Source organism: Ruegeria sp. AP7 (genome assembly GCF_056539905.1).
The window spans coordinates 41,775-54,204 of the sequence record NZ_JBQFVT010000015.1 but is presented as its reverse complement, the minus strand read 5'-3'; the positions used below and the strand labels follow the sequence as shown (position 1 = coordinate 54,204).

The following is a 12,430-nucleotide window of genomic DNA, read 5'->3' as shown; positions in this document are numbered from 1 at the left end:
GCGTAAAAGAGCACACGGAGACAGGAATGCAAGCGCATCCGAACACGGTCGACCCGTCAGAGATCGCAAAATTCGAGGCGATGGCCGCCGAATGGTGGGACCCGCATGGGAAATTCAAACCTCTGCACATGCTGAATCCGTGCCGTCTGGATTATATCACACATCAGATCGCGGGTGAGTTCGACCGCGATCTCAAGACCTCACATCCCTTTGAGGGGCTGTGCCTGCTGGATATCGGCTGCGGCGGCGGGCTGCTGAGCGAACCGATGGCGCGATTGGGCGCGACGGTCGTGGGCGCCGACGCCGCCGAAGGCAACCTGCCCGTCGCCCGCATCCATGCCGAGCAATCGGGGCTGGATATCGACTATCGCCACACCACCGCCGAGGATATGGCAGCCGCAGGTGAGCAGTTTGACGTGGTGCTGAACATGGAAGTGGTCGAACATGTGGCCGATCCGCTGGGTTTCCTGACCGCCTCGCAGCAGTTGTTGAAACCGGGCGGGCTGCTGATCTGCTCGACCATCAACCGCAACCCGAAATCCTATGCTATGGCGATTTTCGGGGCCGAGGTCGTCATGCGCTGGCTACCGCGCGGCACGCATGAGTGGAACAAGTTCATCACGCCGGATGAGCTGTTCGACCTGCTGCGTCAGGCCGGACTGGAGCCGGTGGACCGCAAGGGCTTTGTCTTCAACCCGATCCTGTGGAGCTGGTCGATCTCGGACCGGGATTTGAGCGTGAATTATGTGACGGCGAGTGTGAAGGCGGGATAGGATGGGTGTAAACACCATCCAAATACTGACAAAAATTAACTCTTCAACAGCTATTTAGATGGAACTTGAGCGCGGCATCGCTCTTTATCAATCGGGGCGCGATTTACAGGCGAGAGCAGCTTTCAAACGTGCCCTTCAATATTCACACGCAGCCCCACAGAGTTGGGTACAAGGCTCATTGATCGTATGAACACCTTTGAAGATATGGGCGCTGTAGATCTTTGAGAGTCGGTTGTCTCGAAAACCAAATAGTTGCGCTCTTCACTCCCCCTCCAACTGCAACCGCAAATCTCGCAGCACCGGCAGCGTGCTGCGGACGCGCTCCAGCCCCAGCTCTCCGACCACGCGGTTGATCAGCGGGGCAATCGAGGAAATCGCCTGATCGCGCGCGCGGCGGCCGGCTGGGCTGATCGCGACCATTTTGCGGCGGGCGTCGTCCCAGTCGGGGCGTATGTGAATGTATCCAGCCCATTCCAGCTTGGCCAAGGTGTTGGTCATCGCTCCGCGCGTGACGTGGAACGTGTTGGCCAGCTGCGCCGGGCTGCGTTCATCTCCGACAAAGACCAGATGGTTCAGCACCGAGAAATGTGAGATTTCCATGCCCTTGGGCAGCACCCGGCTCAGCCGGTTGCGCAATAGCTGGTCTGCGGTCAGTATTTCGCTGAACAGCGTGACCGCCAGGGCATTTTTCTCGTCCGTCATAAGCCCGGTTCTGGATCAGGGACCTTTGAAAGGCCGTACATGAGTCAATGAGGGCACACGCCGGCGCGCCTCGGACACAGAACTATCATGCAATTCGAAAAAGTGAATGCCCGGATCGGTGCCTGCGTCGATGACGACCTCTCCCCAAGGGGCCACGACCATGCTGTGGCCATGAGTATATCGGGTCTTGCCGCGCGTCTTTGGATGCGCGCCAGTCTGCGCTGGGGCAAGCACCCAGCAGACGGTTTCAATCGCCCGCGCGCGCAGCAGGGATTCCCAATGTGCAGCACCTGTGACCGGCGAAAACGCTGCCGGGACGGTTAGAATCTGTGCTCCAGACTGCGCCAGCGCTGCATAAAGATGCGGAAAGCGGATATCATAGCAGATCGTCATACCAACTTTCCCGAAATCTGTATCTGCGATCACGGCATTCTCGCCGGGGCGATAGTTCTTCGATTCGCGGAACGTCTCGGTCTCACTGACCTGCACGTCAAACATGTGGATCTTGTCGTATCGCGCCACGATCTGCCCCTGCGGGTTGATCATGAAGCTACGGTTGGCAAAGCGGCCATCGGCATCGTGGGTCTTGATCCCCAAAGAGCCGATCAGCAGCCAAACACCCAAATCAGCGGCCTGCTTGCGCAGGCCAGCCAGGGTGATGTCATCCTCTTCATGCTGCAGAACTTCGCGCTGCCGCGTAGTGCTGGTTGAGACGCAGTTCGTCACCTCGGGCGTCAAGATAAAGCCCGCGCCTTGCTCTGCCGCCTCGGCCATCATGGCGCGCACCATGTCCAGATTCTGGACCGGGTCGTCCGACGAAGTGATTTGCAGCAGAGCGGTCTGCATCAGGCCGCGAGCAGGCGATCCAGCTTGCCCTGACGTTCAAGCTCGTAGAGGTCATCGCAACCGCCAACATGAGTTTGGCCGATGAAAATCTGCGGGACAGTGCGTTTCCCACCCGCCCGCTGGATCATTTCGGGTTTGCGTTTGGGATGCATCAGCACGTCGACTTCCGAGAACTTGACGCCTTTCTGCTTCAACAACCGTTTGGCAGCGTGGCAAAAGCCGCACAGCGGCGAGGTGTAGATTTCTACCGGCTTCATATTTCGTCCCTTTGGGTTCCGCACATTCATGGGCGAATTAGGCATCCTTGGCAACGCGCGCCAGTACCAACACGAAAATATGATTTGCTCCTGAAGCACGGCAAACACGCGCGCAGGCCTCCAGTGTCGCACCCGAGGTCATAACGTCATCGACCAGAAGAATATCGCGGCCCTGTGTCATACGTTCTCGTTTCGGATGTACAGCTATGGCGTCGGCGAGTGCTGCGGCACGTTCAACCGCTGTTTTGCCATCCAGGACAGGCGTGCGTCTGATTCGAACCAAAAGATCAGGGCATACGGCCAGACCCGTTTCCTGACCCAGATGATGCGCAAGCAGTGCGGATTGGTTATATCGCCTGCGGATCATTCGGGACCAATGCAGCGGGACTGGCGCGATCAACATGTTGGGGCGAAACACTTCGGACCCGGCTTGTGCCATCCAGCGCGCAGCCGGGCGCGCCAGTTCCGTACGATCCCCATGTTTCAACGCCAGTATCAGCGATTTGGCACCCCCTTGATACATCAGAGCTGCCCGACCGTCCTGCCAAGCGCGCGGCCTTGTGAGGCAGTCGTCGCATTCGATTCTATGCCCATCCCGTGCGCCGGGGACCGGCACGCCGCAACTTTCGCAAACTGCGCCACCGATAAATGGTGTGTCTCGCCAGCATGGACCGCAGAGGCCAAAGTCGGATTCAGTCAGCGCACCGCATGAAAGGCAACGCGGGGGATAGATCATCTCGACAACGGTTTGAATCCCCCGACGAATGCGATACTTGCGGCTTATGAAACTGCCGTCCGACACTGCACCCTCTCTGTTTGACCGCTCTGCCCTCGCGCTCCACCGCAGCCGCGCGCAGGATGAGGCGCTGTTTCTGCACCGCGCCGCTGTTGACGAGGTGCAGGATCGTCTATCGATGGTTAATAAAACCTTTAAGGCGCCTGTCGTCGTGACCCCGTTCCCACACATCTGGGAAGGATTATGGACCGAGGCCCGGTTCATCCCGGATGATGAGGTTCTGGACCTGACGCCAAGCGCGCATGACCTGGTTATACACGCGATGGCGCTGCATTGGGCAAACGACCCGGTTGGCCAATTAATCCAATGCCATCGTGCTCTGAAACCTGATGGTTTGCTCTTGGTCGTGTGCTTGGGCGGCGAAACCCTTCAGGAGTTGCGTTCAGTACTGGGTCAAGCGGAGATTGAGATTACGGGCGGTCTAAGCCCGCGTATTGCACCGATGGCAGAATTACGTGATCTGGGCGCGTTGCTGCAACGGGCTGGTTTGGCTTTGCCCGTTGCAGACAAGGCAACGTTATCTGCCGAATATCGCGACCTTAACCATCTGATGCATGATTTGCGCGCTATGGGAGAAACCAATGCGCTGCAAGATCGTCTGAAGCAACCGACCCGGCGGGCTGTTTTCGAGAAAGCGCAGGAAATCTATGCCGCTCATTTCGCAACCTCCCAAGGCCGTTTGAGGGGAACTTACGAACTGGTCTGCCTGACAGGCTGGTCCCCTGATGACAGTCAGCCCAAACCTTTGCGTCCGGGATCGGCCCAAATGCGCCTTGCTGATGCGTTGGGCACGGATGAGGGCAAACTGCCCGATTGACGACCGTCCTTTTCCCGTTATTTCAGGCCAGACACATAAATTCAGGAAGCTTCACATGTTTGATGCCACTCGTCCTACCCACGCGCCCGCAGAGCATCCCAAGGTTAAAACGGGACGTGTCGGTGTCCTGCTGGCCAACTTGGGCACACCTGATGATTATAGCTATTGGCCCATGCGGCGTTATCTGAACGAATTTTTGTCAGACAAGCGCGTGATCGACTACCCGGCCTGGAAATGGCAGCCCATTCTGCAAAGCATCATCCTGACCAAACGCCCTTTCAGTTCGGGCGAAGCGTACAAGTCGATCTGGAATCACGACAAGGGTGAAAGCCCTTTGATGACGATCACCAAGGACCAGACCGCCAAGATACGCGAGGCGATGCACGAACAGTATGGCGATCAGGTCATGGTCGAATTCTGCATGCGCTACGGGAATCCTTCGACCCCTTCAAAGGTGCGCCAGATGGTGGAAGAAGGCTGTGATCGCATCCTTTTCTTCCCGCTCTACCCGCAATATGCCGGGGCTACGACCGCCACAGCGAATGATCAATTCTTCCGTGCGTTGATGAAAGAAACCTGGCAACCGGCCAGCCGAACTGTGCCGGCCTATTTCGATGAACCCTCTTATATCGACGCACTGGCAAGTTCGGTCGAGCTTGCCTATGCAGTGATGGAGACCAAACCGGATGTCCTCGTGTGCTCGTATCACGGCATGCCGGAACGCTATCTGCAGCAAGGTGATCCCTACCATTGCCAGTGCGTCAAAACCTCAAGACTTCTGAAAGAGCGTTTGGGTTGGTCAGATGACCAGCTTGTCTCAACCTTCCAATCGCGATTTGGGCCGGAAGAGTGGCTGAAACCCTACACCGTCGATCATGTGGCCGATCTTGCGCGGGCAGGTAAGAAAAATATCGCCGTTATCGCGCCTGCGTTCTCTGCCGACTGCATCGAAACGCTGGAAGAGATCAACGAAGAGATCAAGGAAAGCTTCGAACACGCGGGCGGCGAATCGTTCACCTATATCCCGTGCCTCAACGATGATGATTCGCATATCGCGGCACTGAGCAAGGTGATCCAAGACAATTTGCGCGGCTGGTTGGAATGACGGCCCACTTAACCAAACACACAAAAAAAGGCGGTGGTTTGCACCACCGCCTTTTTAAATTGATAAAGTCTCGTCGACTTAGCTTGCTGCAACAGCTGCGGCAACTACAACCAGCAGGATCAGCGGCAGGATGATGCCCTGCGACGAACCTTGGGTTTCTTCGACAACAACAGGTGCTTCAACAACCGGCTCTTCCAGGTTGCCAGCATATGCGGTCGAAGCAGCAGCAGTCAGAGCAGCAGCGAGAACGAGTTTCTTCATATTAACCTCCAGAATTTGCGCGATTCCCAATAGCGAAACCGCACATCTAAGACTTACCTCGTGAGTTTTTCTAATCAGCTATCCCCATGGATTGCAATTGCAACTTACGTAAATGGCAGGTTCGCGCGCGAAAATGTCGTCAAATTAGCAACACTTGCGTACCGACCTTGGCCATTGAGAACAACTCAGCGATATCTTCGTTGAACAAACCAATGCATCCGTTCGAAGACCGACGGCCGATTTTGCGTGTATCATGGGTGCCGTGAATGCGATAATATTTCCAACTCAGATATAAAGCGTGCGTTCCCAATGGGTTATCAGGTCCCGGCGGGATATAATCAGGCCATTCGGGGTTGCGTTTTTTCATCGATGGCGTCGGTGACCAACTTGGACCCTCGACTTTGCGGATGACACTGGTGCGCCCACGACGGGTCAATTCTTCGGTCAATGGCACTGACGAGGGGTACAGTTTGTATACGGATTGATCATCTGACCAATAATGCAGCGCTCGGGATACCGTATCGACCAGAATGGCGCCGTTTCTGGTATTGGAAAAGTAAGGCTGCCAATCCAGCGCCCTGAATCCGGATACATTGCGTCGTACCTGAGGCTCAGGTTCGGGCGCAGGGCGCAACGGATCACCCGGAATGTATTGGGCTAGCGCAGGCGAAGCCAAACTGGCAGTGGCAGCCGCCAGAAAGCCGCGACGCGTCGGAGACAAAAGAGTTTTCTTGACCATGTTGAGCGGTCCTTTGTTATGAGCAAATGCAATTTCTGTGATATTTTATGGCCAGAATGCTTCAGTCGCAAATCAAACCGGCAGAATCACGCAAGGTTGGGCCTTTGTGCGTTTGCTCTGGGCGCTCAGGCAGGCTATTTCCGTGGTTGACACTAAATTCAGGCCGATCATGACACGTATTCTTTCTCTTCTAGCGATTTGTTTAGTCGCACTTGCCGCATGTACCGATTCGGGTACGACAACTCTTGGTGCTGATGGCAGGCCATTGCCGAGCGTCTATAAAATCCGCGGCAACCCAGAAAAGTTGCAGTTCCGGATGCTGGATTCAGTAAACGCACTACGGCAAGCCTCAGGTCTGCAGCAAGTTCAGTTGAACGCACAGCTGAACGCTGCCGCCGAGACTCACTCTAAGGACATGGCCCGCCAAAATCGGCCCTGGCATTTTGGTTCGGATGGGTCTTCCCCCCTGGATCGGGCTTCGCGGGTCGGATATTATGGCACCTTCCTGGGCGAAGCGATCTCGGAGACCTATGAGACCGAGACGGAAACGCTGGCTGCTTGGATGCAAGAACCCGGACCGCGTGCGGTAATAATGGACCCCAAAGCCACACAGATGGGCTTTGCCTGGCACCAGGAAAAAGGCGGTAAAATCTGGTGGACATTGGAGATGGGCACCGGCGGCTGAGTAACCCGGTCACAGGACCGAACGAACCTTTGACTGTCTATCACCCATGCGAAACGAGCACCCTCGCAGACACTTGCGAGGGTGCTGTCATTTCAGAGAGGCCAATTTGGTAAAAAGTGAGCTCAAACGGCCTGCTGCAGCGATCCAAAAGGGTGGTGGAGTTGGATAGCAACTTGCATTGGGTTTTAACGCTGCCTTCGGGGCATCCGCTAAAGCGTGACATAGTTCACGGTGATATCCATCGTGTTCCTCTAAGCAATCCCAATGCGAATCAAGATACCCAGACAAAACAGAAAATGGATATCGCTGATTTTGTTCGGCGGAATCGCAACATTCCTGATGCTCGGCGGCGAGTTTACAGGTTCGCACGACACATGTCGCTTAAGGTGCTTTACACTAACAATGCAGGAATGGGTGGATGAAGGGCACAAAATCTATGTGATCGCCGGCCTCTACCTGGCCGCCATATTCAGTTTTCTTTGGGATCATCTTTAGTTGGACTGATCGGCCGTGTATTGCCCGCAAAAGGCGGCGCCAACGATGACTACCTTGCCGTCGTTCAACGGATTCTTCGTTTCTTAGTACCTTACGCCGCCTGCATCGACTGAGCTTCGGTCAGGATCGCATACAGCTTTACCGGATCAGGATTTGCCCGCAACTTCGCGCAAACCGATTGCTCACGCAATGTGCGCGAGACCAACGCCAGCGCCTTCAGATGCTCAACCCCGGCTTCTTCAGGGGCAAACAGCGAAAACGCCAGATCAACGGGCTGACGGTCGACCGAGCCAAAGTCGATGGGTTTCTCGAGCATGACAAACACACCCGAGACCGATTCCAGTTCCGACAACCGAGCGTGCGGAAGCGCAACACCATGGCCAACGCCAGTCGGGCCAAGGCTCTCCCGCTCGAGCAAGCTTTCAACGATGGCCTGCGCATCCAGCCCAAGCGTCGCAGCGCCTACGTCGCCAATTTCCTGAAACAATCGCTTCTTACTGGACGCAGCGGACAATACACGCACCGCTTCGGGCTTTAGAATACTCGAAAGCTCCATCAATCTGCTCCTAAGCCGTGCCCCCTCTGCGAGGGGGCGTTCCGACTATTCTTGCCTGTTACGGATCAATCCAGCCAATATTGCCGTCCTCACGACGATATACGACATTCAATCCGTCCTTGTTCTCATTCCGGAACACCAGCACCGGGGCACCGGCAAGTTCCATTTGCATAACAGCTTCTCCCACACTGAGCGATGGGATCTTGGTCTCCATCTCAGCCACAATCATTGGCTGCAGCGATTCGGGTTCATCCGCCGTGTTCGATTCGTCAGAGGCGAGGATATAAGAGGACGCGCCAAAGAGTTCAACCGGCTCGGATCGATCCTTATGGTGGTCTTTGAGGCGCCGTTTGTAACGCCGTAGTTGTGTCTCCATCTTGTCACAGCAGCCTTCAAACGCCGCATAAATCTCGGTCGCATGAGCCTTAGCCTGAGCGGTCAGGCCAGTCGACAGATGCACAGTGGTTTCGCATACATATTCATGCGCCGAACGGGAAAAGACGACGTTGGCGTCAGTCGGTCGCTGGGCGTACTTGCCCACGACCTCGCCCAGTTCGGTCTGCACGTGGGTCTGCAGCGCCGCACCGATGTCGATCTGTTTTCCGCTGATTTGGTAACGCATGTGATCTCCTTCACAATTCACACCCATTCTGACGCCGCGTAACGCGACTGACTTGTTTTTATCGGGTGGGGGGTATCGGCATTTTCTGCGGTTGCCGCTGATCCTCCCCTTCCAAGAAGGGACATCGAGATCCTGACTGGAACCGAAGCAATGCCATGTCCCAATTGATGCAAGGGACGGCGGGAGAGTCAATCAAAACAGATGTGTTTATGCGAGATTTCCGCCATGCGCCCGGCGCATTTCCGCGTAAACTTATGAAATACGGAAGTTTTCGCCCAGGTAGACCCGACGCACATTTTCGTTTTCCACCACCTCGTCTGGGGTGCCGGACATCAGAACTTGACCGTCATGCAGAATGTAGGCGCGATCCACAATTTCCAGCGTTTCCCGGACGTTGTGATCCGTGATCAAAACCCCGATACCCCGTTTCTTCAGATCAGCCACCAAATGCCGGATATCACCGACACTGATCGGGTCGACCCCTGCAAAGGGCTCGTCCAACAGCAAATAATTCGGATCGGCGGCCAAACAGCGCGCGATCTCAACCCGGCGCCGCTCACCACCCGAGAGAGCAAGCGCTGGTGCGCGGCGCAGATGTTCGATCGAGAAATCCGATAGCAGCTCTTCAAGCCGCTCTTTCCGGCGATGAGCGTGTTTGACCGTGATATCCAGAACCGAGACGATATTGCCCTCGACACTCATACCGCGGAAAATTGACATTTCCTGTGGCAGATAACCAATACCCAACCGCGCACGGCGATACATTGGCAGAGTCGTGACGTTCTGCCCGTCAATGGTCACGGTACCTGCCTCGGGAAAAACCAGCCCTGCGACGGAATAGAACGTGGTGGTCTTGCCCGATCCATTCGGCCCCAGCAGCGCCACGACCTCAGATCGGTTCAGCTCCATAGACACGTCACGGATGACGGTCTTCTTGCGATAAGACTTGCGCAGCTTCTCGATTTTCAGACCGGAAGAGCCTTCAGCGATGGACAATTCGGGACGGTTCATCAGTTGCCACCTTGCTGCAGGATCGTCTTGACGCGCCCCGACATCGTTGCGGTTCCGGACGTCAGATTTGCGATCATCTGATCACCGCTGATAATGCTGGGCCCCTGAGTCAGCAGCACATTGCCCTTCATTTCGATCACACCGGAATCGATGGTGTATTCCGCCCAATCACCTTCGGCAGCGTCAGGTGGACTGACCAGAACGACATTTTCCGTCGCCTCCATCCGATCAATGGCCGAACGTTCTTCGTTATACATGACAAGAACACGATCTGCGGTCAGGCGCATTTCACCCTGTATGACGATCACGTTGCCGATAAACTCGGCAGAGCCGTCTTCCTGATTTACGTTCAGAGTCTCGGACGTGACTTCAACCGGCAGGGTCGGGTCAGCGTTGACCGATCCAAATGCCACCTGAGCCTCCTGCGCAAATGCAGGCATGGCCCCAACTGCGATGGCACAACACAAAACGGCGACACGTAAATCGAACACAAGTTATCTTTCTGCTTTTTGCGGCTCGTATATCAGCTTCACGCCGCCTGTAAAAAGAATATGGACCGGACCGTCCTTTTTTACAGTCCCAAAAATCATTCGTCCTGCGGTAAAGTCGCCAATCGGACCCGTTCCGTCAATCTGACCTGGGCTGTCGCCGCGGATTTCATCCAAAGATGTATTCAAAAGATCAGTCGTTACCTGAATACCATCCGCCGTCGTGATGACTACATCGCCCACAAATGTCGCGGTGCCCTTGTCTGGCCGGATCATGCCTGTATTCGATTCAAGTGTAATCTCGCCACCGCTGCTCAACTCAAATCGCCCCTGAACCTCAGACGCCGTTGGGGTTTCTAGTTCACCGCTTTGGCTGGCACGACGAGCCTCGACCCGAATCCCTTCGCCCTTGCGGGTTACACCTTTGTAGTCGGGGCGGGTAACGACCTGAGCTGTCAGTCGCTCTCCAATATCCTGATCACTGAAGGGCACCGACACATTGGTGTCGATGCTGCGGGACAGCAAAAACACAGAGGACAATATAAGAATCGCCGCCAGTGGTAGCAGAACTTTCAGAAACTGCACCCAACGGGAATGGCGATCCACTTCGGCCATATCCTTAACCCAGCCCTACACGCAGACAGTCGTGGATATGCAACAGCCCCGATGTCGGACCATTGGTCTCGGGATCCACCACAAAAAGAGAAGTGATCTTGCGATCATTCATGATCGAAACCGCCTCTTCTGCCATTGCGTTTGGCGCGATGGTCAGAGGATTTTCGGTCATTACCTCGGTGGTGTTTTTGTTCAGTAGCCCGTCCATGTTTCGACGCAGGTCACCATCCGTGATAATGCCCAGCAAACAGCCGGCCTCATCAGTAACGCCAACGACCCCAAAGCTCTTCTGGCTCATAACCAGCAGTGCCTCGCTCATCGGAGTACCGGCAGTTACCAGAGGCATATCTTTGTGCATCAAATCGCGCACGGTGGATAATTGCGCCCCCAGTTTGCCTCCTGGGTGGTAGGCACGAAAATCCTCGGGCCTGAAATCTCGGGATTTCATCAACGCGATTGCCAAAGCGTCACCCATCGCCAACGTCAGAGTGGTCGAGATCGAGGGAACCATACCAAATCCGCAGGCTTCTCCCATCGATGGAATAAGCAGGTGCACGTCAGCCTGCTTCATCAACGTGCTTTCGGGCTTGCTGGACAGACCAATCAGCGGAATTCCAAAACGCCTCGTAAAGGCCAGCAGATTGGCAAGTTCCGGCGCTTCACCTGAGTTCGAGATAGCCAGAACCACATCCCCTTTCGAGACCATGCCCAAATCACCATGGCTGGCCTCGGCCGGGTGGACGAAATATGCTGGCGTACCGGTACTAGCCAAGGTCGCCGCGATCTTGTGGCCGATATGCCCGGATTTACCGATACCGCTAATGATGATGCGGCCTGTGGCCTGCAGGATCAGTTGCACGGCCTCGGCAAAATGCTCGTCCAAGCCTTCGGCAAGGACGTCCAAGGCACGGGCCTCATCGGTGATGACCTGGCGTGCAGTTTTCAAAAAGGACTCAGTATCTGTCATGAGTGCGCAAAAATATCAGTTTCGGGCCAGCCTGCGAGGTCAAGCTTCGCACGCGTGGGTAGGAAATCAAAACAGGCCTGTGCCACCTCGGTACGGTCTTCACGGGCAAGCCGACCGTCCAGCGCGTCGCGCAGACGGTGCAGATACAATACATCCGATGCAGCATAGTCCAGCTGAGCATCCGTCAGGGTTTCCGCACCCCAATCGCTCATTTGCTGCTGTTTCGAAATATCGACACCCAGCAGTTCCTGACACAGGTTCTTCAGGCCATGGCGGTCGGTGTAGGTACGCACCAACCGGCTGGCGATCTTGGTGCAATAGACCGGCGCTGCAAGCGCACCGAACGCGTGATACATGGCTGCAATATCGAAGCGGCCAAAATGGAACAGCTTCAACACATTGGGGTCCTCAAGCATTGCACAGAGGTTCGGAGCTGATGATTGACCCTTTTCGACCTGAACGATGTGACAATTTCCATCCCCACCCGACATCTGGATGACACACAGCCGGTCCCGGTGCGGGTTCAGCCCCATGGTTTCGCAATCGATGGCCACGACCGGGCCCATATCCAACCCTTCGGGCAGATCGTTTTTATACAGATAATTCGCCACGCCGACTTCCTTTGTGCGGTCTCGACCCCGAGATAGGAGGTTTCGCAGCCAAACTCAACGTCCTCGGCGCGCGCGTAGTTACAG

At 55.6% G+C, this 12,430-nt stretch carries 17 protein-coding genes; 4 read left to right on the top strand and 13 right to left on the bottom strand.

Features of this window, described 5'->3' with window-relative positions; genetic code table 11:
- Positions 1 to 26 precede the first annotated feature (26 nt).
- Positions 27 to 773 carry a bifunctional 2-polyprenyl-6-hydroxyphenol methylase/3-demethylubiquinol 3-O-methyltransferase UbiG gene (gene ubiG, locus ACR0KN_RS19805; protein ID WP_480655953.1) on the top strand — a complete coding sequence of 249 codons (747 nt, stop codon included), beginning with the start codon at positions 27 to 29 and terminating at the stop codon, positions 771 to 773.
- A 261-nt stretch (positions 774 to 1,034) separates the two neighbouring features.
- Here the strand turns inward: ubiG and ACR0KN_RS19800 are convergent, their stop codons facing one another.
- From ACR0KN_RS19800 to ACR0KN_RS19785, 4 genes are read right to left on the bottom strand one after another with little or no spacing between them, the layout of a single operon-like run.
- Positions 1,035 to 1,475: a MarR family winged helix-turn-helix transcriptional regulator gene (locus tag ACR0KN_RS19800; protein ID WP_010442526.1), complete on the bottom strand. Its 441-nt coding sequence runs from the start codon at positions 1,473 to 1,475 to the stop codon at positions 1,035 to 1,037.
- Between the two features lie 15 nt (positions 1,476 to 1,490).
- On the bottom strand, positions 1,491 to 2,321 hold the full coding sequence (locus ACR0KN_RS19795; RefSeq protein WP_480655950.1) for a carbon-nitrogen hydrolase family protein: 831 nt from the start codon (positions 2,319 to 2,321) through the stop codon (positions 1,491 to 1,493).
- Positions 2,321 to 2,578, bottom strand: a complete 258-nt coding sequence (gene grxC / locus ACR0KN_RS19790) for a glutaredoxin 3 (RefSeq protein WP_010442524.1) — start codon at positions 2,576 to 2,578, stop codon at positions 2,321 to 2,323. The genes ACR0KN_RS19795 and grxC overlap by 1 nt, the downstream gene beginning before the upstream one ends.
- Before the next feature lie 37 nt (positions 2,579 to 2,615).
- Positions 2,616 to 3,314, bottom strand: a complete 699-nt coding sequence (locus ACR0KN_RS19785) for a double zinc ribbon domain-containing protein (RefSeq protein WP_480655996.1) — start codon at positions 3,312 to 3,314, stop codon at positions 2,616 to 2,618.
- Between the two features lie 46 nt (positions 3,315 to 3,360).
- Here ACR0KN_RS19785 and ACR0KN_RS19780 point away from each other — a divergent pair, with 46 nt between their 5' ends.
- On the top strand, positions 3,361 to 4,191 hold the full coding sequence (locus ACR0KN_RS19780; RefSeq protein ID WP_480655948.1) for a methyltransferase domain-containing protein: 831 nt from the start codon (positions 3,361 to 3,363) through the stop codon (positions 4,189 to 4,191).
- A 55-nt stretch (positions 4,192 to 4,246) separates the two neighbouring features.
- The gene (hemH, locus tag ACR0KN_RS19775; protein ID WP_480655946.1) at positions 4,247 to 5,296 is read left to right on the top strand and encodes a ferrochelatase; all 1,050 of its coding nucleotides are present in this window, start codon (positions 4,247 to 4,249) and stop codon (positions 5,294 to 5,296) included.
- Between the two features lie 78 nt (positions 5,297 to 5,374).
- Here the strand turns inward: hemH and ACR0KN_RS19770 are convergent, their stop codons facing one another.
- Together ACR0KN_RS19770 and ACR0KN_RS19765 are read right to left on the bottom strand one after the other, a co-directional pair.
- Positions 5,375 to 5,557: a hypothetical protein gene (locus tag ACR0KN_RS19770; protein ID WP_010442520.1), complete on the bottom strand. Its 183-nt coding sequence runs from the start codon at positions 5,555 to 5,557 to the stop codon at positions 5,375 to 5,377.
- 139 nt (positions 5,558 to 5,696) lie between these two features.
- The gene (locus tag ACR0KN_RS19765; RefSeq protein WP_010442519.1) at positions 5,697 to 6,296 is read right to left on the bottom strand and encodes a L,D-transpeptidase; all 600 of its coding nucleotides are present in this window, start codon (positions 6,294 to 6,296) and stop codon (positions 5,697 to 5,699) included.
- Between the two features lie 169 nt (positions 6,297 to 6,465).
- Here ACR0KN_RS19765 and dalA point away from each other — a divergent pair, with 169 nt between their 5' ends.
- On the top strand, positions 6,466 to 6,981 hold the full coding sequence (gene dalA, locus ACR0KN_RS19760) for a divisome-associated lipoprotein DalA (RefSeq protein ID WP_170473605.1): 516 nt from the start codon (positions 6,466 to 6,468) through the stop codon (positions 6,979 to 6,981).
- A 586-nt stretch (positions 6,982 to 7,567) separates the two neighbouring features.
- Here dalA and ACR0KN_RS19755 read toward each other — a convergent pair.
- From ACR0KN_RS19755 to ACR0KN_RS19725, 7 genes are all read right to left on the bottom strand, one after another.
- Positions 7,568 to 8,032: a PTS sugar transporter subunit IIA gene (locus ACR0KN_RS19755; protein ID WP_170473601.1), complete on the bottom strand. Its 465-nt coding sequence runs from the start codon at positions 8,030 to 8,032 to the stop codon at positions 7,568 to 7,570.
- Between the two features lie 58 nt (positions 8,033 to 8,090).
- On the bottom strand, positions 8,091 to 8,654 hold the full coding sequence (gene hpf, locus ACR0KN_RS19750) for a ribosome hibernation-promoting factor, HPF/YfiA family (protein ID WP_010442515.1): 564 nt from the start codon (positions 8,652 to 8,654) through the stop codon (positions 8,091 to 8,093).
- 252 nt (positions 8,655 to 8,906) lie between these two features.
- Positions 8,907 to 9,665 carry an LPS export ABC transporter ATP-binding protein gene (lptB, locus tag ACR0KN_RS19745; protein WP_480655943.1) on the bottom strand — a complete coding sequence of 253 codons (759 nt, stop codon included), beginning with the start codon at positions 9,663 to 9,665 and terminating at the stop codon, positions 8,907 to 8,909.
- Complete coding sequence (locus ACR0KN_RS19740; RefSeq protein WP_480655941.1) at positions 9,665 to 10,156, bottom strand: LptA/OstA family protein; 492 nt, start codon at positions 10,154 to 10,156, stop codon at positions 9,665 to 9,667. Before ACR0KN_RS19740 ends, lptB begins: the two co-directional genes overlap by 1 nt.
- Positions 10,157 to 10,159: 3 nt before the next feature.
- Complete coding sequence (locus ACR0KN_RS19735) at positions 10,160 to 10,768, bottom strand: LPS export ABC transporter periplasmic protein LptC (protein WP_480655939.1); 609 nt, start codon at positions 10,766 to 10,768, stop codon at positions 10,160 to 10,162.
- Positions 10,769 to 10,772: 4 nt separating this feature from the next.
- Positions 10,773 to 11,735 carry a KpsF/GutQ family sugar-phosphate isomerase gene (locus ACR0KN_RS19730; RefSeq protein ID WP_480655936.1) on the bottom strand — a complete coding sequence of 321 codons (963 nt, stop codon included), beginning with the start codon at positions 11,733 to 11,735 and terminating at the stop codon, positions 10,773 to 10,775.
- The gene (locus ACR0KN_RS19725) at positions 11,732 to 12,346 is read right to left on the bottom strand and encodes a ribonuclease D (RefSeq protein ID WP_170775869.1); all 615 of its coding nucleotides are present in this window, start codon (positions 12,344 to 12,346) and stop codon (positions 11,732 to 11,734) included. The genes ACR0KN_RS19730 and ACR0KN_RS19725 overlap by 4 nt, the downstream gene beginning before the upstream one ends.
- Between the last annotated feature and the right edge of the window lie 84 nt (positions 12,347 to 12,430).

What these genes read in the sequence shown, in the direction of transcription:
- ubiG (WP_480655953.1), top strand. Translation starts at nt 27, where the DNA reads ATGCAAGCGCATCCGAACACGGTCGACCCGTCAGAGATCGCAAAATTC.
- ACR0KN_RS19800 (WP_010442526.1), bottom strand. Translation starts at nt 1,475, where the DNA reads ATGACGGACGAGAAAAATGCCCTGGCGGTCACGCTGTTCAGCGAAATA.
- ACR0KN_RS19795 (WP_480655950.1), bottom strand. Translation starts at nt 2,321, where the DNA reads ATGCAGACCGCTCTGCTGCAAATCACTTCGTCGGACGACCCGGTCCAG.
- grxC (WP_010442524.1), bottom strand. Translation starts at nt 2,578, where the DNA reads ATGAAGCCGGTAGAAATCTACACCTCGCCGCTGTGCGGCTTTTGCCAC.
- ACR0KN_RS19785 (WP_480655996.1), bottom strand. Translation starts at nt 3,314, where the DNA reads ATGATCTATCCCCCGCGTTGCCTTTCATGCGGTGCGCTGACTGAATCC.
- ACR0KN_RS19780 (WP_480655948.1), top strand. Translation starts at nt 3,361, where the DNA reads ATGAAACTGCCGTCCGACACTGCACCCTCTCTGTTTGACCGCTCTGCC.
- hemH (WP_480655946.1), top strand. Translation starts at nt 4,247, where the DNA reads ATGTTTGATGCCACTCGTCCTACCCACGCGCCCGCAGAGCATCCCAAG.
- ACR0KN_RS19770 (WP_010442520.1), bottom strand. Translation starts at nt 5,557, where the DNA reads ATGAAGAAACTCGTTCTCGCTGCTGCTCTGACTGCTGCTGCTTCGACC.
- ACR0KN_RS19765 (WP_010442519.1), bottom strand. Translation starts at nt 6,296, where the DNA reads ATGGTCAAGAAAACTCTTTTGTCTCCGACGCGTCGCGGCTTTCTGGCG.
- dalA (WP_170473605.1), top strand. Translation starts at nt 6,466, where the DNA reads ATGACACGTATTCTTTCTCTTCTAGCGATTTGTTTAGTCGCACTTGCC.
- ACR0KN_RS19755 (WP_170473601.1), bottom strand. Translation starts at nt 8,032, where the DNA reads ATGGAGCTTTCGAGTATTCTAAAGCCCGAAGCGGTGCGTGTATTGTCC.
- hpf (WP_010442515.1), bottom strand. Translation starts at nt 8,654, where the DNA reads ATGCGTTACCAAATCAGCGGAAAACAGATCGACATCGGTGCGGCGCTG.
- lptB (WP_480655943.1), bottom strand. Translation starts at nt 9,665, where the DNA reads ATGAACCGTCCCGAATTGTCCATCGCTGAAGGCTCTTCCGGTCTGAAA.
- ACR0KN_RS19735 (WP_480655939.1), bottom strand. Translation starts at nt 10,768, where the DNA reads ATGGCCGAAGTGGATCGCCATTCCCGTTGGGTGCAGTTTCTGAAAGTT.
- ACR0KN_RS19730 (WP_480655936.1), bottom strand. Translation starts at nt 11,735, where the DNA reads ATGACAGATACTGAGTCCTTTTTGAAAACTGCACGCCAGGTCATCACC.